This window comes from Aquibacillus sediminis, from assembly GCF_005870085.1.
Classification (GTDB): domain Bacteria; phylum Bacillota; class Bacilli; order Bacillales; family Amphibacillaceae; genus Aquibacillus_E; species Aquibacillus_E sediminis.
In genome coordinates this window covers 1-25,003 of the sequence record NZ_SZNM01000037.1, presented here as the reverse complement: position 1 = coordinate 25,003, position 25,003 = coordinate 1, and the positions used below count along the sequence as shown (strand labels likewise).

Genomic DNA, 25,003 nt, shown 5'->3' with positions numbered 1-25,003 from the left:
CTCAGGGTGGATGCGCGCAAGTCCAGGGTGGATGCGCGCAAGTCCAGTGTAGATGCGCGCAAGTTCAAGAGAGATACGCGCAAGTCCAAGGTAGATGCGCGCAAGTCCAAGGTAGATGCGCGCAAGTCCGAGGTAGATGCGCGCAAGTTCAAGGGAGATACGCGCAAGTTCAAGGTAGATGCGCGCAAGTCCAGTGTAGATGCGCGCAAGTCCAGGTCAGATACGCGCAAGTTCAGGGTGGATGCGCGCAAGTTCAGGGTGGATGCGCGCAAGTCCAGGTTAGATGCGCGCAAGTCCAAGGTAGATACGCGCAAGTCCAGTGTAGATGCGCGCAAGTTCAAGGTAGATACGCGCAAGTCCAGGTCAGATGCGCGCAAGTTCAAGCCAAAAGCACCCACCCTAGTTAGAATAGTAAAAGCAAAGATTGGGAAAATAAATGCGAACCATTTTTTGACAAAAGCAAAAATATCGACAAAATATGATAACATTGCTTGAAAGAGCATCTATTTTTCTGTACACTTTTGAGGATATGAAAAATTTTAAGGAGTGATCGGATCGTGGGAAATGTTTATGTACTGGATCATCCATTAATTCAACACAAGTTAACTTACATAAGAAGTAAAAATACAGGTACAAAAGAATTTCGCGAGTTAGTTGATGAAGTTTCAGGACTAATGGCATTTGAAATAACAAGAGATTTGCCACTTGCGGAAACAACAACTGAAACGCCTGTTACATCGGCGACAACTAAGACGTTAAGCGGTAAAAAACTAGGCATCGTACCAATTTTACGTGCGGGACTTGGAATGGTCGATGGGATTATCAACCTGATTCCAGCGGCAAAAGTAGGGCATGTTGGACTTTACCGTGACCCTGAAACATTAAAGCCTCATGAATACTACATCAAGTTACCATCTGACATTGAAGAGCGTGAATTGATTGTGGTGGACCCAATGTTAGCAACTGGTGGATCGGCAAATGACGCGATCCATTCATTGAAAAAACGCGGTGCAACCAATATCAAATTAATGTGCCTTGTTGGTGCCCCTGAAGGTGTGGAGTTAGTGAAAAAAGAACACCCTGATGTGGACATTTATTTAGCAGCATTAGATGAAAAATTAAATGATCACGGCTATATCGTGCCAGGTCTTGGGGATGCTGGTGACCGTCTGTTCGGTACAAAATAAAGCGAAAACTATGCATGTTCAAAAGGACCGAGAAGTTCGAGGCGGCGTAGCACCTGAGGAACGGAGCGTATGCACGTGAGGCCTCAGAATGCTAGCCGAATTAAAACACCGACGTGTCAATTTTACCGGACTTTTTGACCGTCCTTTGAAAAGGCTATCGCTAATGCCTGTGGGGGGTTGGTGCTAGCCTATTTCTATAGATGGAGTGATAAACGTGGGCAAACCGATTAAAGTAATGACGATTTTTGGTACAAGGCCAGAAGCAATCAAAATGGCGCCATTAGTATTAGAGTTGAAAAAGCGTCCAGAACAATTTGAACCAATCGTAACCGTAACTGCGCAGCACAGAGAAATGTTGGACCAAGTGCTCGAGCGATTTGGCATTACCCCTGATCATGATTTAAATATCATGAAATCACGTCAAACTCTGACCCAAATCACGACAAGAGCGATGGAAGGGTTAGATGAGGTGATGAAAGAAACGAAGCCAGACATGGTACTCGTGCATGGGGATACAACCACAACGTTTGCTGCATCGATGGCCGCTTATTACAATCAAATTGCAGTCGGACACGTCGAAGCAGGCTTACGTACATGGAACAAATACTCTCCATACCCAGAAGAAATGAATCGCCAGTTGACCGGTGTCATGGCTGATTTGCATTTTTCACCAACAGATCAATCGAAGCAAAATCTATTAACAGAAAATAAACCAGATGAACGAATTGTCGTAACTGGAAATACAGCAATTGATGCATTAAAAACAACCGTGAATGATAACTACTCAAGCCCTGTCTTGGAGGGGATTGGTGACAAGCGTCTTGTGTTAATGACCGCCCATCGCCGCGAAAATTTAGGACAAAACATGCAACAAATGTTCCGAGCAATCAAACGCTTGGTGGAAACACATGATGACATCCATGTCGTGTATCCAGTCCATTTAAACCCAGTTGTCCGCGAAACAGCCAACGACATTCTGGGCGACGATGATCGTATTCAATTAATCGAACCGCTTGGCGTGGTCGATTTTCACAATTTCGCCTCCCGTGCACATTTAATTTTAACCGACTCTGGTGGTGTCCAAGAAGAAGCACCATCCTTAGGTGTGCCGGTGCTAGTGTTGCGCGATACAACCGAACGCCCAGAAGGTATTGCGGCAGGGACATTAAAATTAGCAGGCACTGAAGAGGATACGATCTTCAACCTAGCCAATGAGCTTCTATCTGACGCCGAAGCTCATCAAAAAATGGCCCAAGCATCCAACCCATACGGTGATGGCAAAGCATCCGAGCGAATCGCCGATGCAATTGTTGACTATTTTAATGATTAGAGCGCTACTTTGGGTAGTGCTCTTTTTTATAAATAAGATTGCGCGCAAGTCCGGGTCAGATACGCGTAAGTTTATGGTAGATACGCGCAAGTTCATGTCAGATGCGCGCAAGTCCGGGTAGGATACGCACAAGTTCATGTTAGATGCGCGTAAGTCCGGGCAGGATACGCGCAAATTCATGGTAGATGCGCGCAAGTTCGGGCAGGATACGCGCAAGTTCATGTCAGATGCGCGCAAGTTCGGGTAGGATACGCGCAAGTCCCGGTAGGATACGCGCAAGTTCATGTCAGATACGCGCAATTCCGGCTAGGATACGCGCAAGTTCATATCAGATACGCGCAAGTCAATTATGATTCATGTATCTTCTTATTTTGGTTGACCCTTCACTGTGAAGATTCATGGAAGATAATAGATGGTAAGCGGTATCGCGACTAGAGATGTGGAGGAATTCTCTGCATTGGGTGTTGCTGATCGTGGAGTTAAGAATGAGCAAAAAATCATGAATTGCTTGTTTGTGGGCATGTCTATCAACATTAGAACATGATGGACATTTCCAACTACCATAGGCCCGTTCCATGGGAATGAATTGGCATGCAGGGCATTGGACTCCTGTCGATATATCATTTTTATTTAACTTATAATAAGAAAGAATATCTAGTTGCTCCGGTGTGTGATTTTCCAAAATCTCTTTTCCTAATTCCTCAAACTGACTGTGAGAATTACTAATAATGGGGTACCTCTTTTCAAGGGCTGCGATATGTTCAAGTAGGTTTTCTGCATGAACAACTGTTTGATAGATGGTAGGGTCATTAGCATTGGACTTTATAATTGTTGATGGATTGCTAATACCTACAAAGTTATGAATAGGAAGAGCGGGTAAATTGTTACTAATCAACCATTGCTTTAATTGTTGCTTTTGGTATGTGATCTGGCTTAATGGATTTCTGAATCCTGTCTCCACATCATTATTATTACTACGAATCATTTGATCAAAGTTTTTATCAAAGAAAAGTGTCCCGTTTATATTCTTAGATTCAATATTGATGAGAAAACGAGGGTGAATTACAAGGAAATCAATTTGAAAGAAAGAATCACCTTGTTTTAAACGAAGGTTATGGAGAATAAGAAATTTCTCATCTTCCAGTCGTTTTAGATGGCGGAAAATTTCCTTTTCACCTCGATATCCAGTCGACAGCTTTGCATAATCTTCTTCAATTAATTGTCGTTGTTTATGATTAGTGGAGAGTCTTGGTAACAATGCGCCTATTTTCTTAAGTCGAATTGGCCGTTCCAAATCTTTTAAAATCAATCATAACACCTCCAAACTTTGTTGCTCTAAGCATAGCTAAACTATTCTATAAAGTAAAATCGTAATAAATATAAAATAATAATCGTCAATGGGATAGAATATAAAAAATGTCTAATGAAAAATTAATTATAATGATCAAACACAGTTGCATAACACAAAAAAGCAAGTATAGGTGAAAATATATAAATTTAATGCAACACTAATTCGGATACGCGCAAGTCCCAGCAGGATACGCGCAAGTTTACGTCAGATGCGCGCAAGTCCGAGTAGGATACGCGCAAGTTTATGTCAGATGCGCGCAAGTCCTGGTAGGATGCGCGCAAGTTTACGACAGATGCGCGCAACCCCCGGCAGGATACGCGCAAGTTTATGGCAGATACGCGCAAGTCCGAGTAGGATACGCGCAAGTATACGACAGATGTGCGCAACCCCCGGTAGGATACGCGCAAGTTTACGTCAGATACGCGCAACCCCCGGCAGGATACGCGCAACCCCAGCAAAAAACAACCCCCCCCATGCATAAAATCTCACCCCCCACCACATACTAAGCAGAAAAAATGGGGGACATGTGCTATGAAACTGCAACATATACTCATTACCGCGCTACTTATATACATAAACATACCATGGGCCACCGCCGCGCAGGCCGCCAGCACACCACATTCGCACACTCAAGACAAGCAGTCAATTATCATCGAAGTGGAGGGGGATCCAGAGCACCACAAAACCTATATTGAAAATTACCATCCATTTGTAGAGGTAGTGCATGTTTATGACACGATTTTTAATGGACTGGCATTACAGGCGAAGCCATCGCAGTTAGCTGATTTGGAAAAATCGGATTTTGTTAAACAAACCTATCCAGTCCGTGTCTATGAAACGACAGCCACCACCCAAGAGCCCCCTATTAATCAGAGTGTCCCGTTTTTGAAAAATAATCAAAATGGGATTGAGGAATCGCCATATACTGGAGAGGGCGTAAAGGTGGGGGTAATTGATACGGGAGTCGATTATAGTCATCCCGACTTAAAATTGAATTATCAAGGTGGGTATGATCTTGTTGATTTGGATGATGATCCAATGGAAACCAAACCAGAACAAGGAATGCCGACGATTCATGGTACCCATGTGTCAGGAATTATTGCTGGAAATGGAAGGATGGCTGGTGTCGCGCCTGAAGCAGAATTATACGGTTACCGTGCCTTAGGTCCTGGTGGAAGAGGGACGTCGGTGCAAGTGATTGCCGCGATTGAAAAAGCAGTGAAAGATGGCATGGATATTATTAACATGTCACTTGGAAATACGGTTAATGGTCCGGATTGGCCGACAAGTATCGCTGTCAATAAAGCGACAGAGCTCGGGGTTGCGGTTGTGATTGCCAATGGTAACGCTGGTCCAGATCGTTGGACGGTCGGTTCGCCGGCAACGTCAACGGATGCGATATCGGTCGGTGCCTCGACACCGCCGTTAAAAATGCCTTACTTATATGAATCTTTCCAGGATAAAAAAATCGTATTAGCACCATTGATGGGATCGACTGATTGGGATTTGGAAAAAGATTATGCGATTGTCGATGGTGGGCTTGGTGAAGAAAAGCCAACAAATGCAACGGATAAAATTGTCCTGTTTCAACGCGGTGAAATCCCATTTGCAGAAAAAGCAAGGCTGGCTGAACAGGCCGGGGCACGCGCGGTGCTCATTTATAATAATGAAGAAGGGGATTTTCCAGGATCAGTGACAGATGGAGGAGAACCAATTGAAATTCCGGTCGCTTCTATTTCAAAAAAAGATGGTGAATGGCTGAAGGAACATGTGATTGAGCGTCAAAGTTGGGTAGACACCAAGTATGAAAGAACGCAAGATGATATTGCTTCGTTTAGTTCGCGTGGACCTGTTACCGCCAATTGGCACATTAAGCCAGAGATTGTAGCCCCGGGTGCAGCGATTAATAGTACGGTGCCTGATGATGGTTACGAGGAATTGCAAGGTACTAGCATGGCCGCTCCCCACGTTGCCGGAGGCTTGGCATTGGTAAAACAAGCGCATCCTGACTGGAGTCCGGCCCAACTGAAAGGCGTATTATTAACTACCGCGCACCCATTATCAAATGGCGAAACATTCTATGATCCAATCGAACAAGGGATGGGGCGAATGCAACCAGATCAAGCCATCCAAACATCAACGATTATCCATAACCCGATGCTTGCGTTTGGCAAGATAGATACAATGAAGGAAAATCGTGAAGTTACACTGGAAATTGAAAATGTGTCGGAAGAAGCGCAAACATACTCTTTCAATGTGCCGAAGCAGCAAAGAGGCATGCGCTGGCATCTTCCAACAAGTTTTACAGTTGAAGCAGGGCAAGCAAAGACCGTGACCATTCAGTTGGATGTCACCAGTTCATTGCTTGAAGAAGGTTTACATCAGGGTTGGCTGCAATTAAAGCAAGCGGATCAGACGTTTCATTTACCGTATCTTTTTCTTAATAAAGATGGGGATTATCCAAAAGCAATGGGGATGGAATTTACTTTACAAACCTTCTCGTCTGACGAGTATCAATATCGCGTTTATTTACCAGAAGGTGCAAAGAAAATTGAGGTCGATTTATATGACCCGATCACCTTTAAATTTGACCGTACATTGTTAGAATTGCACGAACAACCACAAGGGATGATCGAAGGAACAATGTTGGAAAGGGAAATTGGCGACAGTGGCTACTACCTTGCCAATATTACGATCGAGACGTATGAAGGGGAAACGCATAGTTATCCAACTGAGTTGGAAATTGAATAGATGTTGATGGGAGTGCAACTACTGCAGCTGCACTGGATACCATTATAGCGGAATGAGGCACCGTCACGCGCCGCCAAAGGCACAAAGCGGATCGCCATTCCGCTAAATGACAAAAAAGCTATGATTATACGAATACGCGCAAGTTTTGATTGGTTGCGCGTAAGTCCAAGGAAGATACGCGCAAGTCCTGATCAGATGCGCGTAAGTCCAAGGAAGATACGCGCAAGTCCTGACCAGATGCGCGTAAGTTTAAGGAAGATACGCGCAAGTCCTGATCAGATGCGCGTAAGTTTAAGGAAGCGGTTCGATGTTCCGCTAAACATCCAAAATGAACGCAAACTAGGATGAAATTAGCAAATAGCGGAATGAGGAACCGCATAAACGTCAAAAGCAGGCGAAAAAAAACAAGGCATGCACTAAACTCATATGAACACGAGAAACAAACCGGACCCTCAAACCGCTAAAACAAGCAAAATCAAAAAAATCATACACTTTGTAAATTTGTTCACAAAATTGTATGTTTCCATGAAGATTAGATTCAAGTATAATTGGTATTAAATCTCTTGCAAATGCATGCATATAAAAGCGAAAAGAGGTTTGAATTTATGTAGAAATTTGTCGAATCGCTTCGAGTTTTGTTTTGTAACTCAAACCGATTGACATTAGATTACCCCTATTGTATGCTAACTTAGTGAATGATAAGGTTTACAATGTGACAAAAATCACTGTGATTCGCGCTCAATTATGATAGGAGCGGTGAATGTGGCCAATAACAACTTTCCATTTCGTAAAATGGCGTTAACTAGTGCTATTTTGGCGCAACTTGTTGGCGTACCTTTAATTGGTATTTTCATAGGGAATTGGTTAGATCGTGTGTGCAACACGAAGCCATTGTTTTTTATGCTCTTCTTTCTAATTGGAATTGGGGCAGGTACATATGGGACCGTGCAAGTAGTGAAAGAGTTTACGGGGGACGATTAACAGATGGTGGACATGGAACAGCAAGACCTCAAAAAGTACGACAGAATGGTAATACGCCAACGGAAGTGGATGCTTTATACTCTATCCATCATGGTAATTGGGGCAGGATTCACACCATATCCCCGCATTTTTCTTGGCCTTCTAATTGGAACGGCTTTGAGTTTTTATAATTTATGGTTGTTACAACGAAAAATTAAAAAACTTGGACAAGCAATTATCGAGGATCGTAGGATGTTGGGAATTGGGTCATTGACAAGGTTTGCGTCTGCAGCGCTTGCCGTTGTGGTTGGCCTACGTTTTGAAGAATATGTAGATATTATTGCTATTATAATTGGATTAATGACATTTTATATTGTCATAATCATAGATTTTGCATTATTTAACACAAAAGACTAGCACAGGGAAGAGAGGTGAATAAATTGGATCACGGAGCACCGTTATTAGAGGATGTTTGGGGTATACCATGGCTCGATTTTAATCTATCGACTGTCTTGATGACGTTTATCTCATCAGTCATTGTATTCGTCATTTGTGTACTAGCAAGTCGAAATCTCCAAATGAAACCAACAGGGTTCCAAAATTTTATGGAATGGGTAATAGATTTCGTAAAAGGGATTATTGGAGATACCATGGATTGGAGAACTGGTAAAACCTTTCTACCTTTGGCCCTAACGTTGATCTCCTTCATATTTATCAGTAATATTCTAGGGGTTATTACGATGGGGGTATACGACCACGATTTGTGGTGGAAGTCACCGACCTCTGATGCTGGAATTACGTTATCATTGGCGGGTATGATGGTTATATTGACTAACTTTTATGGGATTAAGCTAAAAGGTTTTAAAGAGTATGGGAAAGAGTTCTTACGCCCAGTACCATTTATGCTCCCATTAAAGATCATTGAAGAATTTACCAATACACTAACGTTAGGTTTTCGTTTGTTTGGTAATATCTTCGCCGGTGAGATTCTATTATCGTTAATTACAAAATTAGCTTTTGCCTTCGGTGCCGCATCATTTATAGGTGCATTAATTCCGATGATGGCATGGCAAGGATTCAGTCTCTTTATCGGGGCAATCCAAGCATTTATTTTCACGATGTTAAGCATGGTTTATATGTCTCACAAAGTGAGCGAAGACCATTAAAAAATTAAAATAAATTTATTGTTATAATTTAAAGGAGGATATTTATAATGGAAGCATTAGCAGCAGCAATAGCAGTAGGTTTGGCAGCACTTGGTGCCAGTTTAGGTAACGGGATGATCGTAAGTCGTACAGTAGATGGGATTGCACGTCAACCAGAACTTCGTGGTGCCCTACAAACAACAATGTTAATCGGTATCGCACTAGTAGAGGCGATTCCTATTTTCGCCGTTGTTATCGCATTTATGGTTATGTAATAAAACTTATATAATAATAGAAATGGCGAAGTTCGTCTTCAACAGAACCTCGCCATTGCTTTATTATTCTCTTTTCAGACATGGGAAATATACGTGATTTAATATGGATAGATCTCTTTGACAAGTAGGTAGTGGAAAGGAGTGAACACTGTGCAATCTTATAGTAGTTGGATGATAATTGGGGCTGATGTTGGTGGTCTCCAAGTTGGAGATATCGGTTTCGCGCTTCTAAGTTTCCTGATTCTTTTAGCACTTTTAAAGAAATTTGCTTGGGGACCAATGTTAGACAAAATGGAAGAACGTGAAAACCATATCGCTAATGAAATCGATGTAGCAGAGAAAAATCGCACGGAAGCAGAGAAAGCGTCCCGCGAAGCTGCTGAACAGTTGAAACAGACCCGTCAGGAAGCACAAGCCATCATTGAAGAGGCAAAACGTGCTGGACAGGACCAAGAAAAAGAGATTATTGAAGCTGCAAATCAAGCTGCAGAGCGTATTAAACAATCTGCACGTGAAGATATTGAACAAGAAAAAGAAAGTGCAATCAAGGCACTACAAGACCAAGTTGCGACTTTATCTGTTCAAATTGCTAGCAAAGTAATTGAGAAAGAAATTAGTGCACAAGATCAAGAGAAATTGATCAGTGAATACATTAAAGAGGTAGGAGAAGAGCGATGAGTAATGGAGTACTTACCAGACGCTATGCAGAGGCTCTTTTTCAACTGGGACAAGAAAAATCTATAATCGACCAATTAGAAGCCCAGCTTCTAATTGTTAAAGAAGTATTTGAACAAAACGAAGACTTTCGTTCATTTTTAGAACATCCGCGTGTGAATAGCGATAAGAAGAATCAACTGATCGACAAAGCTTTCGATGGTTTTCTACCAACTGTAGTGAACACGTTGAAAGTGCTTGTAGAGCGACATAATGAAGAGATTGTTGCTGAGATTGTGGATCACTTTATCGAATTAAGCAATCATGCCAAAGGTGTGGCGGAAGCGAAAGTTTATTCCACACGTGAATTAACGGATGAAGAAAAAAACCAATTATCAACTGTCTTTTCGAAAAAACTCGACTTGAAATCTTTGAAAATTACCAATATCGTCGACCCTACCATTCTCGGTGGTGTGAAACTGAAGATTGGCAACCGTATTTATGACGGCACACTTCAAAGAAAGCTCGAGCAAATCGAACGCAATATCGTATCCGCAAACTAAGATGATAGGGGTGAAATGGCATGAGCATAAAAGCTGAAGAAATCAGTGCGCTGATTAAACAGCAAATAGAAAATTATGAATCAGACATTGAAGTCAATGATGTCGGTACAGTTATTGAAATCGGTGACGGTATCGCTCGTGCTCATGGGCTAGATGATGTTATGTCTGGTGAGCTCGTTGAATTTTCTAACGGTGTCATGGGTATGGCACAAAACTTAGAAGAAAGCAACGTTGGTATCGTTATTCTTGGACCATATACAGATATCCGTGAAGGCGATGAAGTTCGTCGTACTGGACGTATCATGGAAGTGCCAGTAGGGGAGGAACTACTAGGACGTGTCGTGAATCCATTAGGTCAAGCCGTTGATGGAAAAGGACCAATTGAAACAACGAAAAACCGTCCAATCGAATCTCCAGCACCTGGTGTTATGGATCGTAAATCGGTTGATGAACCACTACAAACAGGGATCAAAGCGATCGACGCCCTTGTACCAATTGGTCGTGGGCAACGTGAGTTAATCATTGGTGACCGTCAAACAGGTAAAACAACGGTTGCAGTCGATACGATTTTGAACCAAAAAGATCAAGATATGATCTGTATTTATGTTGCAATCGGTCAAAAAGACTCAACAGTACGTGGAACTGTCGAAACATTCCGCCGTTACGGTGCACTTGATTACACAATCGTGGTAAATGCCGGTGCATCTGAACCAGCACCACTTCAGTACCTAGCACCATATGCAGGGGTATCGATGGGTGAAGATTTCATGTACAACGGAAAACACGTATTAGTTGTGTATGATGATCTTTCCAAACAAGCGACAGCTTATCGTGAACTGTCCTTGCTATTAAAACGTCCACCAGGCCGTGAAGCATTCCCAGGGGATGTATTCTACTTACACTCTCGCTTACTCGAGCGTGCAGCGAAATTAAGTGATGCAAAAGGTGGAGGTTCTTTAACAGCACTTCCATTCGTTGAAACACAAGCAGGTGACATCGCCGCTTATATTCCAACCAACGTTATTTCGATTACAGATGGTCAAATCTTCTTACAATCGGATCTATTCTTCTCAGGTGTACGTCCTGCGATTAATGCCGGTTTATCTGTATCACGTGTTGGTGGTTCCGCACAAATCAAAGCGATGAAAAAAGTTGCTGGTACACTACGTCTTGACCTTGCATCTTTCCGTGAGCTAGAATCATTTGCTCAGTTCGGTTCAGACTTAGATAAAGCAACCCAGGCGAAACTAAATCGTGGTGCACGTACGGTTGAAGTGCTAAAACAAGGCCTACATAAGCCACTTGACGTTGAGAAACAAGTTATGATCATTTATGCCTTAACAAAAGGCCACTTAGATGATATTCCTGTGGAGGAAGTGACACGTTTCGAAAGTGAATTCCATACTTGGTTAGATAATAATCAAGCAGACCTACTGAAAGAAATTCGTGAAACAGGCGCACTTCCTGATGCAGACAAGATGGACGGTGCGGTAGAAGCATTCAAGAAACAATTCGTTGTTTCTGAATAAGCCAACTAAACCGTAACGAAATACGAGTAACTCCATGTAAAAGGAAAAAGGGTCGAACAAGATCAGGTGTGTCTTCTCGACCTTTTAACCATCACCTTTCAGAAAGGGCGGTGAAAACAACGTGGCATCCCTTAGAGACATAAAGAATCGGATCAATTCAACACAAAAAACGAAACAGATTACAAATGCGATGCACATGGTTTCTGCTTCGAAAATGAACAAAGCAGAATCAGGTGCCAAGTCTTTTGTCCCTTACAGTGAGAAAATCCAAGAAGTAGTCTCAGAAATTGCTGCAAGTGGGGAAGACCTAGAGCACCCAATGTTGCAAGAACGTGAAGTGAAAAAGACAGCCTATTTCGTGATTACGTCTGATCGAGGTCTTGCTGGTGCGTTTAACAGTAACGTTTTACGTGCTGCATATCGTACCATACAAGAGCGACACAACTCGAAAGATGAATACACGGTCATCGTTGCTGGTCGAATTGGTCGTGATTTCTTTAAAAAACGTAATATACCAATTGCCAATGAAATTGTTGGCTTGAACGATCAACCAAACTTTAGTGAAATTAAAGATTTAACAGCCGAAACGGTGCAAATGTTCATTGATGAAGAAGTCGATGAAATCAATCTTTTCTATAATCACTTCATTAGTGCGATTTCACAAGAGGTAACTTCGAAAAAAGTGTTACCACTAACAGATTTAAGTGATAGCAATAAGAAAGTAACGAGTGAATATGAGTATGAACCAAATCAACATCAAATCTTAGATGTTCTATTGCCACAATACGCAGAAAGTTTAATCTATGGTGCCCTACTTGACAGTAAAGCTAGTGAGCATGCTTCACGTATGACGGCAATGCGAAGTGCAACAGACAATGCAAACGAACTAATTGATGATCTGTCATTACAATACAACCGAGCACGCCAAGCTTCAATCACACAAGAAATCACCGAAATTGTCGGTGGCGCAGCTGCCCAAGAGTAAGTCTTGGTTGATGAAGGAAGTAGTTAGGAGGGAAATCGATGAACAAAGGTAGCGTTACACAGGTTATGGGACCGGTTGTCGACGTTAAGTTCGAAACAGGACAACTCCCAGAAGTTTATAACGCATTACAAATCCCATCTCAAGATGGCAAAGGCGAAAGTCTGACATTAGAAGTTGCCTTGCATCTTGGTGATGATAGTGTACGTACGATTGCTATGTCATCTACAGATGGTGTAAAACGTGGCCAAGAAGTCATTGATACTGGTGCAGCAATCTCCGTTCCAGTTGGTGACGTGACATTAGGTCGTGTATTTAACGTATTAGGTGATAAAATTGATCTTGATGAAGAGTTAGAAGAAGGGATCCGCCGTGACCCAATTCATCGTCAATCACCAAAATTTGAAGAGCTAGCAACAGAAACAGAAATCCTAGAAACAGGTATTAAAGTTGTTGACTTACTTGCTCCATACATTAAGGGTGGTAAGATCGGTCTATTCGGTGGTGCGGGTGTAGGTAAAACCGTACTGATCCAGGAATTGATCAACAACATCGCACAAGAGCACGGTGGTCTTTCCGTATTCGCTGGTGTAGGGGAACGTACTCGTGAAGGGAACGACCTTTACTACGAAATGAAAGACTCCGGTGTTATCTCAAAAACAGCCATGGTGTTCGGACAGATGAACGAACCACCTGGTGCACGTATGCGTGTTGCACTAACTGGTCTTACGATGGCGGAATACTTCCGTGATGAACAAGGCCAAGACGTGCTATTGTTTATCGATAACATTTTCCGTTTCACGCAAGCAGGTTCAGAGGTATCTGCCCTACTAGGTCGTATGCCATCTGCCGTTGGTTACCAACCAACACTTGCAACAGAAATGGGTCAATTACAAGAACGTATCACATCAACTGGTACAGGTTCTGTAACATCGATCCAGGCCGTATACGTACCTGCCGATGACTACACAGACCCGGCGCCAGCAACAGTTTTCGCACACTTAGATGCGACAACAAACTTGGATCGTAAACTTTCCGAGCAAGGGATCTACCCAGCGGTGGACCCACTTGCATCAACATCTCGTGCACTTGACCCTGAAGTTGTTGGGGAAGATCACTACAATGTGGCACGTGAAGTACAACAAACGATTCAAAAGTATAAAGAACTACAAGATATCATCGCCATCCTAGGTATGGACGAGCTATCTGACGAAGATAAATTAACGGTTTCCCGTGCACGCCGTATTCAATTCTTCCTGTCACAGAATTTCCACGTTGCCGAGCAGTTTACAGGTCAACCTGGTTCCTACGTTCCAGTTGAAGAAACGGTAAAAGGCTTCCGCGAAATTCTTGACGGCAAATACGACGACCTTCCAGAAGATGCCTTCCGCCTAGTCGGCCGCATCGAAGAAGTAGTAGAAAAAGCAAAAGAAATGGCGTAATAGGAAGCTGAACGGGCTTGGTCAGGCGCGAAACTCATAAGTAGTGCGCCGCAAGTGACCTGAACTATGGTCACTGGAGGTGAACTGCTTATGACGCGAGCGGCTAGCCCGTGAAGCTAGACTGATAAGTGGGACACGGGGACAGGTTTACTGTCCCAGAATGAAATGGGACACGGGGACAGGTCCCTTGTCCCAAAACGAAGCAATTGATTAACCAAAGTGGGGGCACATGGGATAGGACATGGTTCCTTTCCCCTTGCCTTTTCTTATTCCAGCCCAAGGAGGGGTTCGTTTGAAAACACTAACTGTGAGTGTTGTCACTCCTGATGGCCCTGTTCTGGAAGATTCATTTGAAATGGTTAGTTGTAAGGCGGAGAATGGGGAACTCGGTATTTTACCAGGTCACATTCCACTCGTTGCGCCACTAACAATTAGCGCTGTACGTTTGAAAGGCGAAAGTGACACGGAGCGTGTTGCTGTAAGTGGTGGTTTCTTAGAGGTTCGCCCTGAAAAAGTAACCATTCTTGCCCAATCTGCTGAGAAACCTTCCGAGATTGACGTGGAACGTGCTCGTAAAGCAAAAGAACGTGCAGAACGACGCCTGAAGGCTAAACAAGATGATGTTGATTTCAGAAGGGCAGAATATGCACTAAAACGTGCAATTAATCGTCTGAAAGTTGTGAATGACTAATAGTTGTAAAAGACTTTAAACCTATTGAATGGTTTAGAGTCTTTTTTTATGAGCGAGTAGGTGTGTGGATTGCGCGTAAGTGAGGAGGAGTTGCGCGTAAGTGAGGAGAGGATACGCGCAAGTGAGTTGAGGATACGCGCAAGTAAGGGGAGGATGCGCGTAAGTAAGGGGAGGATGCGCGCAAGTGAGGCGAGGATACGCGCAAGTGAGGTGGAGTTGCGCGCAAGAAAGGAGAGGATGCGCGCAAGTAAGGCGAGGATACGCGCAAGTGAGGTGGAGTTGCGCGCAAGTAAGGATAGGATGCGCGCAAGTAAGGCGAGGATACGCGCAAGTAAGGCGAGGATACGCGCAAATAAGGAAAAGATACGCGCAACACCGCCGAACAATACATACAATTCCCAATCATCGACAACAAATGCCGTAATCATCTATAATAAAACAAGTAACCAAAACGAACGACGAATAGTGACAAATTAATTTGTCATCATTTCCCAGGAAATAGGGAAAGGCCATGATTGGTTGAATGTTTTGTTAAAAACCGTCATACCGCACAGGTCATAATACATCTATGTAAAGGAGGAATAAAATAATGATGCAACAAATCGGTCAACAAGCACTCCTAAGTATGATTTCCCATTTAATTTTCATCATCATTACTTGGCAAGTACTTCAGTCACTACGAATCGATCCCATTTTTAAAAAAGGACGCACATTTGAAGCAAAAGTGCTGATGATTTTTATTACCATTGCGATTGGAACAACGGTAAGCAAATTCTTTATCGACTTTTTACAATGGTCGCAGCAGTTGATCTTACTGTTTTAGATACTGACCTAGCCTTCATAAAAGGTTAGCATAATGCTTTTCTTTACAATTGTGGAGGTAACGCTATGCTTTATAATTTTGGAATATTTATCTGTAGTCTTGTCGCAACTGTAATAGGCATAGAACTATTTTATCCATTGTATAGGCAGAGGTTTGGGATAGAAAGTTATGTAGTGATAGTTTTACTATTTACGGTCATCTTGTTACTGATCAACTATGCTTGGGCAAATCCATCTGACAATAGGAAAAAGAATGAATATAGAAGATCAGAAAGGAAACAGTAGAATATTTAATCGAAATCGATCGATTGTCTACTATCTGAAAGCGGCGCATGTTTTTTGTCATCGAACCTGTACTAGTCCCCCCTAGCAATAAAACTTTCATCGCAACTCGCCTTGTCCAACTTTGACGAAAAACAATACGTATAGGAAAAAATCTCCTGACCATACTTATGATTAGAATTAAAAAATCAATCATATGGTGGAGGAGATTTTTTATGTATCCAAGATTTTTACTTGTTATTGCACTTATTCCAGCTTTATTATTATCTTTTCGTCCAGATGCAGATGCAAGTGCCTCAACACTAAGTGACCTTGAGTCTTTAGTAGATCTAGTAGAACAGGAAGATCTTTCGATAGATTCATGGGAAGTGATGGTCAAAGAAAAAATAGATTCAGAGAATCTTGCAAACATTACCGAGAAAGTCACGCAATATATGGGTGATGAAACAACTGTTCATAAAGAAGATACAGATGTGATGACCAAGCAAGTGTATCAAACAACTAAACAGGACGGTATTACGGAAACATTTACAATACTTGAAGCGAGCCATCAAATAGAAGTGATTTATACAATTAAAGGAGAAAATGACTACAAAACTGAAGATCTAGCCAACATAGCGCATTCTCATCTTGATATTTTTACCAAAAATGCGACAATTTTCACTTGTATTTCTACTCAAGTCAATGATACTATTGATAATGTTTATGTGTTCGATACTTTATTAAGCAATTTACAAGTGGAAACACTCGATCATATACAGGAAGAAGATTTTCAGGTCGTTTCTGGTTATAGCCCTCGATTTGAAACTGCCATCCCGCACTCGGACAGGGCGATGAATGTACAAATGGCAGCACGAGAAGGATTGGGCGGTAAGACAACCATCACAATAGGAACACCTATCCTAACGATTGAATACTAATAATTAGTGAAACTGGACTAAGAGGAGAATGCGCCTTGGAAAAAATCATCGTCCGTGGTGGGAGGCAGCTCAATGGCACGGTAAAAGTTGAGGGTGCTAAAAATGCCGTACTGCCTGTCATCGCAGCAAGTATCATTGCAAGTGAAGGGAAAAGTGTGATTCATGATGTTCCAGCCCTTGCGGATGTTTATACGATTAAAGAAGTTTTAAGTAATATGAATGCCAATATAAATATTGTAGACAACACGGTAACGGTCGATGCATCGAAGCGACTAACAACGGAAGCACCATTCGAATATGTACGAAAAATGCGCGCGTCTGTTCTTGTCTTAGGTCCTCTACTTGCTCGCTATGGTCATGCCAAAGTAGCGATGCCTGGTGGATGTGCAATTGGTTCCCGCCCGATCGACCTTCATTTAAAAGGATTCGAGGCAATGGGAGCGAAAGTCCATGTTGGCAACGGATTTGTAGAGGTGTTTGCTAATGGCCGCTTACAAGGTGCAAAAATTTACTTGGATGTTCCAAGTGTTGGTGCCACTGAAAACATTATGATGGCGGCGGCATTGGCTGAAGGCAAGACAATCATCGAAAACAGTGCCAAAGAACCAGAAATCGTTGACTTAGCAAACTTCTTAAACAAAATGGGAGCGAAAGTCATCGGTGCTGGTACAGAAACAATTAAGATTGAAGGCGTTGAAAGTCTGCGTGGTGTAGAGCACCATATTATTCCAGACCGAATCGAAGCAGGCACTTTTATGGTCGCATCTGCCATCACTGGCGGTAATGTGCTCGTGAAAGGTGCTGAAATCGAACATGTACGCTCGCTTGTATCGAAGTTGGAAGAGATGGGGGTCATCATCGAGGAAGAAAAAGATGGGGTACGTGTGATTGGTCCTGAAGTATTAAAACCAACCGATATCAAAACTTTACCACACCCAGGCTTTCCAACTGATATGCAATCGCAAATGATGGCACTGATGTTAAACGCGCAAGGTACTAGTGTAATCACAGAAACGGTGTTTGAAAATCGATTTATGCATGTAGAAGAATTCAGAAGAATGAATGCAAAATTAAAAATCGAAGGACGTAGCGTGATTGTAGAAGGTCCAGTAACATTACAAGGAGCTGAAGTCGCAGCAACAGACCTCCGAGCAGGGGCTGCATTGATTTTAGCCGGTTTGACAGCAGAAGGTTATACACGTGTGACAGAGTTAAAACATCTTGATCGTGGTTATGTCGACCTAACCGAAAAGTTTGCCCAGTTAGGTGCTGACATTGAACGCGTCAATGATGGAGATGTCATTATTAAACCAAACAATCAAGAATCATCAGCATCCTAAACCTCTAACTTGCAAAAAGACTGCTAGCGTATTGTTCGCTTGGCAGTCTTTTTTTGTTGCATAGGAAACTGTGGATCATGCTTCTTGTGGAATAGTATGATTTTGGGCGTACGAAATGGGTGTTGGTTACGAAGCAAATGTAATTGAACGCGTGACTTACTCTGAATTTTTAGTTTTCCAATAACCATATGTATGTCAAAACGGTTTTAAAATGATAGGTAATTTGAAAAATGTGTTTGTATCCTATAGAACACGAACCGGTTCATTTTCGAGGCGGTCCCCAATCTGCTATCTATCTCTTCCGATAAAATGACTCCATTCCGATTCGTAGAAATGAAGCATAAACAGATTCCCCAACTTAGCCCATATCATGACAGAGACTCCCACCACATGTGACGCCCCACAATATTTCCGTCATGAATCCAAACTTTGCTCATATACATGATTTGTAATCACTATTCAAAAAGCAAAAATTGTAGTTCTATTAAATGAAGCCATGAATAGATTAGTAATAGAGAGATGTCCAAAGGTAGATATTGATCCGTCGATGTAGGTTGAATAAGCATAATAGGAAAACTAGAAAAGGAGGTCACCTATGAAAAAGTGGAAACGACTAGCAACGAATCCCCAATGGAAGAAACCATTGATGATCATAATCGCGGGAGTACTCACCTTAATTTTAATTGTACCGACCTTAATTGTCGTTCCTTTTATCGGAACATCCGATGAGGAGAAAGAGCCTGTGGAGACGGAGAATGCTGAAGTAGAGCAACCTGTTGCAATAAAAGCAAGTGATTCTCCTTTTTCTGTTAAAGTGTTTCGAACGGAAACAGAGGAAACAGAAATGGTTCCACTAGAAGAATATGTTGCCAGGGTGGTGGCATCAGAAATGCCTGCTGAGTTTGAGTTAGAGGCATTAAAAGCACAATCACTTGCAGCGCGAACTTATATCGTCAATCACTTGGTCCATCAAGAAGAAAGTTCCTTGCCGGAAAATTCAGACGTCACCGATACCGTTGAACATCAAGTTTATAAAAGTGATAAAGAACTGCTTGCCCAATGGGGAACAGATTACAATTGGAAGATGAATAAAATTAATCAAGCCGTCACATCAACGATTGGGGAAATCATTACTTATGAAGATCAACCGATTACACCGGCATTCTTTTCCACAAGCAACGGGTTTACCGAGGACTCTGAAAATTATTGGGAAAATGAACTTCCTTATTTAAGAAGTGTTGAAAGTCCATGGGATAAAGATTCACCAAAATATTTGGATCAAAAAATAGTAACAGAGCAGCAAGTCGAGGAAATTCTCGGAATACAAGTCGATACCAATTCCGATCAGCCATTTGAAATTTCACGGACAGATAGCAACCGTGTAGCAGAAATGACTGTTGGTGGAGAATCCTTTACTGGTCGAGAAATACGCGAAAGTTTGGACTTGCGATCCAGTGACTTCGAAGTAGAACACAAGAATGATCACTTTATTTTCACGACCAAAGGTTATGGCCACGGCATTGGTATGAGCCAATACGGCGCCGATGGCATGGCAAAGGAAGGGAAAAGTTATAAAGAAATTGTCACATATTATTATAAAGGTGCAGAAGTTGCCCAAGTCAATAACACCGCACCAAAATTAGCATCGACACAACAAGCAGCAAATGAATAAAAGCTGGATCGGCTGGTACCGGTTCAGATTTGAAAATGAAAATGTTTTGATAGCAATTGAACACTAAAAGGTTCAGATTAATTCTGAGCCTTTTTTGACGTTGACGTTGTTTACTCCATCCGATTTTTTCACGAGTTGTAGTACATTATTTGCGCACTAAACTGCTTAGCGCGGAATTTAATGAAGTGATTTAGTAGGAAAATGACAACTCCGAATCCTTCGCTCACCCCCCTTTTTACTTGTGTTGCACGCTGATAGAGGCGCTGCTATAAACTTCCATGTATAATAAGTGAATTTTGTCGAAAAATAAGTAGTAAAATTTTTTGGGTTTTTATGTATATATTTTCCTGTAAGTGATCAGAATGATTGCTGAGGTGATGACATATGACAGAGGAAAACAAGAACGTTTCAAAAAATGGATGGAAACGTATCTTCGGGAAAAAATGGTTTTTTCCAGCAGTTTATCTAACGGTTGCTGCGTTACTATTAACGGGAGTCTTGTGGTATCAAAATTTAGATAACCAAGTTCCGGAAGCAACAGAAGACACAGAGACAGATATTTCAGACGAGGATTTGATTGGTGGTAATCAGCCAACAGATGAATTCGATCAAGATTCACAACCTGTGATGGATCAGCAAGAAGTGGTCAAAATGCCAGTAGCAGAAGAAGTTCAAACAGAAATCGTTACGAAGTTCTATGACTATGAAGCAGATAGTGAAGATCAAGAAAAAGCACTTGTTCAATACGACAATAGCTACTATCAAAGCGATGGCCTTGACCTTGTATCGTCAGATGGCGAAACATTTGATGTAACAGCATCATTAAGCGGTACGGTAACGGATGTAAAAGAAACTCCATTACTAGGTGAGGTCGTAGAAATTACACACGAAAACGGGTTGACCACACACTATGCAGCATTAGCAGACATTCTAGTAGAAAATGGTGCAGAAGTAGAACAAGGCGATGTGATTGCTTCTGCAGGACAAAACGCACTAGGTCAAGCTAATGGCATCCACGTACATTTCCAATTACGCAAGGATGGTGAACCAGTCAACCCTGAGTCTTATTTTAACGAACCAACTAGCGAAGTTCAAGCACCTGCAGACGATGAGGAAGCACCAGAAGAGGACGAGTCTTCTAGTGAAGAAGATGGAACAGAAGAAGATTCCATTGAAGAAGATGTAATCGAAGAAGACTCTCTAATTGGTGACGATGAAGCTGATGAAGGTGCTGACGAGGAAGAAGATACTGAGGAAGATACAGAAGATGAAGATGCTGACGCAGATGAAGATGCTGACAATGCAGGCTCAACAGAATCCTCAGCTTCTATGGCAAACGCATAAACTATAATAGAACATGAACTATAACCTTGGGTGAGAACCTGAGGTTATTTTTTTAGGGTGAAAATGTATTTAATACTGCCAATTTCAACACTAATTAGTTTGGCAAATGCATCACACCAATACAAGAAGTCTACTATGGCTAGTAAGCCGAGTAATTTCAGTCTAAACACTTACTAATGAAGCGTTGCATAAGCGGATCCACAGGGATTTCCCAGGTAAAACCGTCGGTAATACTCCCACTTCAAAACGTTAAGTGGGAGTATACTTTCGCATTTACCATCGAATCGTCCAGGTGGGAGGAGCGCCACCGCCGCTTAATGTCGACTAAACTTTACGAAGCTAATTTTTTTGATATAACTTTTTCGATTTCCACAATAACAAACACGACACTTCCTAATATAATAGGGATGAGCCATTGTTCTAGCGTCATCGGTGCGGTGCCAAGGGCGATATTTAAAACTGGAAGATAGGTAACACCAAGTTGGAATAAAATAAGTAGACCAGAAACTGCAAAGGCCACTTTGTTAGAGAAAAAGTCATTGTTAAAAGCAGGCTCTTTCTCGCTTCTTGCATTAAATAGATAAAACATTTCCGAAAACACAATCGCATTTAGAATAATCGTATTGACAACGGCATGTCCGTAACCTTGATTGATCATATCAATAAAGATATACAAACACGCTAAGCCAACAATTAACGATACATAGGTAATTCTAAACAGGTAGTAACCGTTTAATAAGTGTGTTTTCTTCGGCCTTGGTGGTCGCTGCATTGATCCAGGTTCTAATTTTTCAAAAGCCAATGCAAGGGCAACCGTAACAGCGGTGATCATATTAACCCAAAGGATTTGCACGGGTGTTAATGGCATCGAGACCCCAAGTAAGATCGCACCGGCAACAAGAAGCGCCTCGGCACCATTGGTTGGTAAAATAAACAAGATGGTCTTTTTTAAGTTATCATATACTCTTCTACCTTCTTCAACTGCATTGACAATCGTTTTAAAGTTGTCATCTACTAGAATCATTTTCGAGGCGTCTTTGGCTACCTCCGTTCCTTTGATTCCCATGGCTACACCAATGTCAGCCTTTTTCAAGGAAGGGGCATCATTGACACCGTCTCCTGTCATTGAAGTGATCTCCCCATTTTTCTGTAATGCATTGACTAATTGCAACTTATTATGCGGACTAGTTCTTGCAAATATATCATACTTTTTCACAGCTTCCGCTAATGCATCCTTTGACATGCCATCAATATCTTTTCCTTCTAGGGCTCCATGCCCGTTGCCAATTCCTAATTGCTTCCCAATAGCATAGGCTGTTTCTGGATGATCTCCAGTTATCATCTTGACCGTAATACCCGCTTGTCTAGATTCTTCAACTGCTTGGATTGCTTCCTCCCTAGGTGGGTCAATAATGCCAGCCATACCAAGGAATACAATATTTCCTTTTAAATCATCATGGTCAAGTGTATCCTTTTCATTTGGTACCTTTTTGAAAGCAGCACCAATAATTCGCTCGCCTTTTTTTGCTAAATAAAGCATTCTCTCTTCCCAAGCAGCTTTGTCAAATGGAATCGTATCGGGAGAATGAGGCTCCATTTCTAGGTCTGCCATATCAAATAATCGGTCTGGTGCCCCTTTTATTAAAATATATTTTTGGTCGTTAATCGTTGTTAATACGGCCATATACTTATATTCAGAATCAAATGGGATTTTTGCTTCGATATTTAAATCGTCCAACGGCTTGTTCGCTTTTTCCGTTAACGTAATTAAGGATCCATCAGTTGGTTCGCCATTGATGGTCCAGCGCTCCTGTTTATCACGGGTTAATGTAGCATCATTGACCGTTTTAAACGTAAGTAACAGCCTTTTTAATTGTTCATCTTCGGCAAGGTCTGCTTCCGTTCCGCTCTTTAAAATCTGTCCTTTTGGCGCATAGCCCAATCCAGTTACTTCAAAACTATTATTTTTTGTAATAATAGAACGAACAGTCATCTCGTTTTTGGTTAAAGTACCTGTTTTATCGGAGCAAATAACCGAAACAGCCCCAAGCGTTTCAACGGAAGGTAGATTTCGGACAATCGCTCGACGGTTGGCCATGTTTTGAACGCCGATTGCTAGTATGATCGACATAATCGCTGGTAACCCTTCAGGAATTGCGGCAACAATCATCGCGATAATAGCTAACATAAGCTCGCCAATCTGGTAATCTCGAATCATCATTGCAAAAACAAACATGACAATACCAATCGTGACGATGGCTACCGAAATTTGCTTTCCGAATTTTTCTGTTTGCTGTAACAAGGGGGTTTTAATTTCTTGGACATTATCAATCGATTGATTGATTTTTCCTAATTCGGTGTCATCTCCAGTGGCTACGACAATACCGATACCAGTACCTGAGGAAATGGACGTCCCGGAAAAAGCCATATTAATCCGGTCGCCAAGCATGGTATCTTCTTGTAAGGGGTATGTCTTTTTTTCTACGGAAAGAGACTCACCGGTCAAGGCGGACTCTTCAACGGTTAAATTATGACATTCAATTAAGCGGAGGTCAGCAGGAATCTTGTCTCCAGCATTCAGTAGTACAATATCGCCTTGGACGACATTCTCTGCGTTGACTTTTGAGCGCTTGCCATCGCGAATCACGTTCGCATGCAACGACAACATCCCTTTGATTGCATCAAGTGCCTTCTCTGCCTTATTTTCTTGTATATACCCAATAAAGGCATTGATGATGACAACTAATGCAATCACAGCAGTATCTATATACTGTTCCAATAGAATCGTAACTAAGGCAGCTGTAAGCAGTACATAGATCAACGTATCATGAAATTGTTTGAAAAACTTTTGAAGATTGGATTCCTTTTTTGATTCGGTTAGTTTATTTTTTCCGTGTTGTTCTAATCGATTGGTTACTTCTTGTGAGGATAGCCCATCTGTAGAATTAGTTTCCAGGTCGTTTAGTACATGTGTAGCATCAACACTATACCATTTTCTTTCTTTCTCTCTATTCTCCATCTAAAAACCATCCTTTACCTCGTATTGGTAACGACTGCACAAAAAAATACAGCTAATAACCAACCCACACCATTCCGTTATGAACTTGGTAAGTATTGCCAAGGCCCCTCATGGTGTCAGATGACTATTGCTGTATCTATTTCAATTTTATCATAAGCCATTTTTTAAGGGCGGCGATTCATGCAAATGTCAAATAAATTTCTGAAATTTGTTAACAAATTGGACAAAGATTTGGGGCAGTAAGGGGAGATCGCGAAGGGGTGGAGGGAAATAACGGAACGAGAGCCCGCCTTGTGGACGGAAGCGGATCCTGATTCCGCTAATCGCATCAAAAACGGCTAAGAGGAGGATGAAGCGGTCATAGGATCCGCTATTATGCCAAAAACAGTCCAAAAAGACCTCAGAAAAGGTGAATAACGGAACGAGGAACCGCCACCCCCGTAAAAAAAGCTCGAAAAAGGGAAATAACGGAACGAGGGCCCGCCTTATAGTCGGAAGCGGATTCTGATTCCGCTAAATGCGTCAAAAGCTACCAAAAGGAGGATGAAGCGGTCTTAGGATCCGCTATTGTGCCAAAAACAGCCCAAAAAGACCTCATAAAAGGTGAATAACGGAACGAGTGAAGCTAGAATAAAAAGTGGATACCCCGTTAACGAAAGTCATATTTGGATATGATGATAATAACTAGGAGGGTTTCCATGGGTGAACATAGGCAAAGATATAGTGAGCAGTTTAAGCAAGAAA

21 protein-coding genes and 1 pseudogene are annotated in these 25,003 nt (G+C 41.9%); 19 read left to right on the top strand and 3 right to left on the bottom strand.

The features are described 5' to 3' along the window. From FCI53_RS21615 to wecB, 3 genes and pseudogenes are all read left to right on the top strand, one after another. Window positions 1-495, top strand: a pseudogene (locus FCI53_RS21615) (hypothetical protein); the annotation flags it as partial. Between the two features lie 62 nt (window positions 496-557). Beyond that, window positions 558-1,187, top strand: coding sequence for a uracil phosphoribosyltransferase (gene upp / locus FCI53_RS19825; RefSeq protein WP_138420740.1), 630 nt, complete (start codon window positions 558-560; stop codon window positions 1,185-1,187). A gap of 214 nt (window positions 1,188-1,401) precedes the next feature. Continuing rightward, window positions 1,402-2,517 carry a non-hydrolyzing UDP-N-acetylglucosamine 2-epimerase gene (wecB, locus tag FCI53_RS19820; protein WP_138420739.1) on the top strand — a complete coding sequence of 372 codons (1,116 nt, stop codon included), beginning with the start codon at window positions 1,402-1,404 and terminating at the stop codon, window positions 2,515-2,517. A 343-nt stretch (window positions 2,518-2,860) separates the two neighbouring features. Here wecB and FCI53_RS19815 read toward each other — a convergent pair whose 3' ends face one another. Then, the gene (locus FCI53_RS19815) at window positions 2,861-3,826 is read right to left on the bottom strand and encodes a nuclease-related domain-containing protein (protein WP_138420738.1); all 966 of its coding nucleotides are present in this window, start codon (window positions 3,824-3,826) and stop codon (window positions 2,861-2,863) included. Window positions 3,827-4,399: 573 nt separating this feature from the next. Here FCI53_RS19815 and FCI53_RS19810 point away from each other — a divergent pair. The 11 genes from FCI53_RS19810 to FCI53_RS19760 all read left to right on the top strand — a co-directional run bounded on the left by FCI53_RS19810 (window position 4,400) and on the right by FCI53_RS19760 (window position 14,860). Beyond that, a complete protein-coding gene (locus FCI53_RS19810) occupies window positions 4,400-6,619 on the top strand; it encodes a S8 family serine peptidase (protein ID WP_138420737.1) in 2,220 nt (739 codons plus the stop codon). 762 nt (window positions 6,620-7,381) lie between these two features. After that, window positions 7,382-7,600 (top strand): AtpZ/AtpI family protein, encoded by a 219-nt coding sequence (locus FCI53_RS19805; protein WP_342774236.1) that lies wholly within the window; start codon window positions 7,382-7,384, stop codon window positions 7,598-7,600. 3 nt (window positions 7,601-7,603) lie between these two features. After that, the gene (locus tag FCI53_RS19800; protein WP_246050167.1) at window positions 7,604-7,996 is read left to right on the top strand and encodes an ATP synthase subunit I; all 393 of its coding nucleotides are present in this window, start codon (window positions 7,604-7,606) and stop codon (window positions 7,994-7,996) included. A gap of 23 nt (window positions 7,997-8,019) precedes the next feature. After that, the gene (gene atpB / locus FCI53_RS19795) at window positions 8,020-8,745 is read left to right on the top strand and encodes a F0F1 ATP synthase subunit A (RefSeq protein ID WP_138420735.1); all 726 of its coding nucleotides are present in this window, start codon (window positions 8,020-8,022) and stop codon (window positions 8,743-8,745) included. 47 nt (window positions 8,746-8,792) lie between these two features. Beyond that, entirely contained in the window at window positions 8,793-8,999 is a 207-nt protein-coding gene (atpE, locus tag FCI53_RS19790; protein ID WP_138420734.1) for a F0F1 ATP synthase subunit C, read from the top strand. Between the two features lie 150 nt (window positions 9,000-9,149). Continuing rightward, window positions 9,150-9,677, top strand: a complete 528-nt coding sequence (atpF, locus tag FCI53_RS19785; protein ID WP_246050166.1) for a F0F1 ATP synthase subunit B — start codon at window positions 9,150-9,152, stop codon at window positions 9,675-9,677. Then, entirely contained in the window at window positions 9,674-10,216 is a 543-nt protein-coding gene (locus tag FCI53_RS19780) for a F0F1 ATP synthase subunit delta (protein WP_138420733.1), read from the top strand. The genes atpF and FCI53_RS19780 overlap by 4 nt, the downstream gene beginning before the upstream one ends. Before the next feature lie 20 nt (window positions 10,217-10,236). After that, window positions 10,237-11,745 (top strand): F0F1 ATP synthase subunit alpha, encoded by a 1,509-nt coding sequence (gene atpA, locus FCI53_RS19775; protein WP_138420732.1) that lies wholly within the window; start codon window positions 10,237-10,239, stop codon window positions 11,743-11,745. Between the two features lie 121 nt (window positions 11,746-11,866). Further along, complete coding sequence (atpG, locus tag FCI53_RS19770; RefSeq protein WP_138420731.1) at window positions 11,867-12,730, top strand: ATP synthase F1 subunit gamma; 864 nt, start codon at window positions 11,867-11,869, stop codon at window positions 12,728-12,730. Between the two features lie 38 nt (window positions 12,731-12,768). Beyond that, window positions 12,769-14,169 carry a F0F1 ATP synthase subunit beta gene (gene atpD / locus FCI53_RS19765; protein ID WP_138420730.1) on the top strand — a complete coding sequence of 467 codons (1,401 nt, stop codon included), beginning with the start codon at window positions 12,769-12,771 and terminating at the stop codon, window positions 14,167-14,169. A gap of 292 nt (window positions 14,170-14,461) precedes the next feature. Beyond that, on the top strand, window positions 14,462-14,860 hold the full coding sequence (locus FCI53_RS19760; protein WP_138420729.1) for a F0F1 ATP synthase subunit epsilon: 399 nt from the start codon (window positions 14,462-14,464) through the stop codon (window positions 14,858-14,860). Here FCI53_RS19760 and FCI53_RS19755 read toward each other — a convergent pair. Next, window positions 14,857-15,288, bottom strand: a complete 432-nt coding sequence (locus tag FCI53_RS19755) for a hypothetical protein (RefSeq protein ID WP_138420728.1) — start codon at window positions 15,286-15,288, stop codon at window positions 14,857-14,859. The two genes, FCI53_RS19760 and FCI53_RS19755, sit on opposite strands and share 4 nt — an antisense overlap. Before the next feature lie 161 nt (window positions 15,289-15,449). Here FCI53_RS19755 and FCI53_RS19750 point away from each other — a divergent pair, with 161 nt between their 5' ends. The 5 genes from FCI53_RS19750 (at window position 15,450) to spoIIQ (ending at window position 21,240) form a co-directional block, all read left to right on the top strand. Then, the gene (locus FCI53_RS19750; protein WP_138420727.1) at window positions 15,450-15,683 is read left to right on the top strand and encodes a DUF1146 family protein; all 234 of its coding nucleotides are present in this window, start codon (window positions 15,450-15,452) and stop codon (window positions 15,681-15,683) included. A 496-nt stretch (window positions 15,684-16,179) separates the two neighbouring features. Continuing rightward, on the top strand, window positions 16,180-16,884 hold the full coding sequence (locus FCI53_RS19745; protein WP_171038252.1) for a YwmB family TATA-box binding protein: 705 nt from the start codon (window positions 16,180-16,182) through the stop codon (window positions 16,882-16,884). Between the two features lie 35 nt (window positions 16,885-16,919). After that, complete coding sequence (gene murA / locus FCI53_RS19740; RefSeq protein ID WP_138420725.1) at window positions 16,920-18,224, top strand: UDP-N-acetylglucosamine 1-carboxyvinyltransferase; 1,305 nt, start codon at window positions 16,920-16,922, stop codon at window positions 18,222-18,224. 595 nt (window positions 18,225-18,819) lie between these two features. Continuing rightward, the gene (gene spoIID, locus FCI53_RS19735) at window positions 18,820-19,896 is read left to right on the top strand and encodes a stage II sporulation protein D (RefSeq protein WP_138420724.1); all 1,077 of its coding nucleotides are present in this window, start codon (window positions 18,820-18,822) and stop codon (window positions 19,894-19,896) included. A gap of 384 nt (window positions 19,897-20,280) precedes the next feature. Then, entirely contained in the window at window positions 20,281-21,240 is a 960-nt protein-coding gene (spoIIQ, locus tag FCI53_RS19730) for a stage II sporulation protein SpoIIQ (RefSeq protein WP_138420723.1), read from the top strand. A gap of 331 nt (window positions 21,241-21,571) precedes the next feature. Here spoIIQ and FCI53_RS19725 read toward each other — a convergent pair whose 3' ends face one another. Beyond that, window positions 21,572-24,259: a cation-transporting P-type ATPase gene (locus FCI53_RS19725; RefSeq protein WP_138420722.1), complete on the bottom strand. Its 2,688-nt coding sequence runs from the start codon at window positions 24,257-24,259 to the stop codon at window positions 21,572-21,574. Window positions 24,260-25,003 lie beyond the last annotated feature (744 nt).

Coding starts and splice junctions, on each gene's coding strand:
- FCI53_RS19810 (WP_138420737.1), top strand. CDS start 4,400: ATGAAACTGCAACATATACTCATTACCGCGCTACTTATATACATAAAC.
- FCI53_RS19800 (WP_246050167.1), top strand. CDS start 7,604: ATGGTGGACATGGAACAGCAAGACCTCAAAAAGTACGACAGAATGGTA.
- atpE (WP_138420734.1), top strand. CDS start 8,793: ATGGAAGCATTAGCAGCAGCAATAGCAGTAGGTTTGGCAGCACTTGGT.
- FCI53_RS19780 (WP_138420733.1), top strand. CDS start 9,674: ATGAGTAATGGAGTACTTACCAGACGCTATGCAGAGGCTCTTTTTCAA.
- atpA (WP_138420732.1), top strand. CDS start 10,237: ATGAGCATAAAAGCTGAAGAAATCAGTGCGCTGATTAAACAGCAAATA.
- atpD (WP_138420730.1), top strand. CDS start 12,769: ATGAACAAAGGTAGCGTTACACAGGTTATGGGACCGGTTGTCGACGTT.
- FCI53_RS19755 (WP_138420728.1), bottom strand. CDS start 15,288: ATGATTACGGCATTTGTTGTCGATGATTGGGAATTGTATGTATTGTTC.
- FCI53_RS19750 (WP_138420727.1), top strand. CDS start 15,450: ATGATGCAACAAATCGGTCAACAAGCACTCCTAAGTATGATTTCCCAT.
- FCI53_RS19745 (WP_171038252.1), top strand. CDS start 16,180: ATGTATCCAAGATTTTTACTTGTTATTGCACTTATTCCAGCTTTATTA.
- spoIID (WP_138420724.1), top strand. CDS start 18,820: ATGAAAAAGTGGAAACGACTAGCAACGAATCCCCAATGGAAGAAACCA.
- spoIIQ (WP_138420723.1), top strand. CDS start 20,281: ATGACAGAGGAAAACAAGAACGTTTCAAAAAATGGATGGAAACGTATC.
- FCI53_RS19725 (WP_138420722.1), bottom strand. CDS start 24,259: ATGGAGAATAGAGAGAAAGAAAGAAAATGGTATAGTGTTGATGCTACA.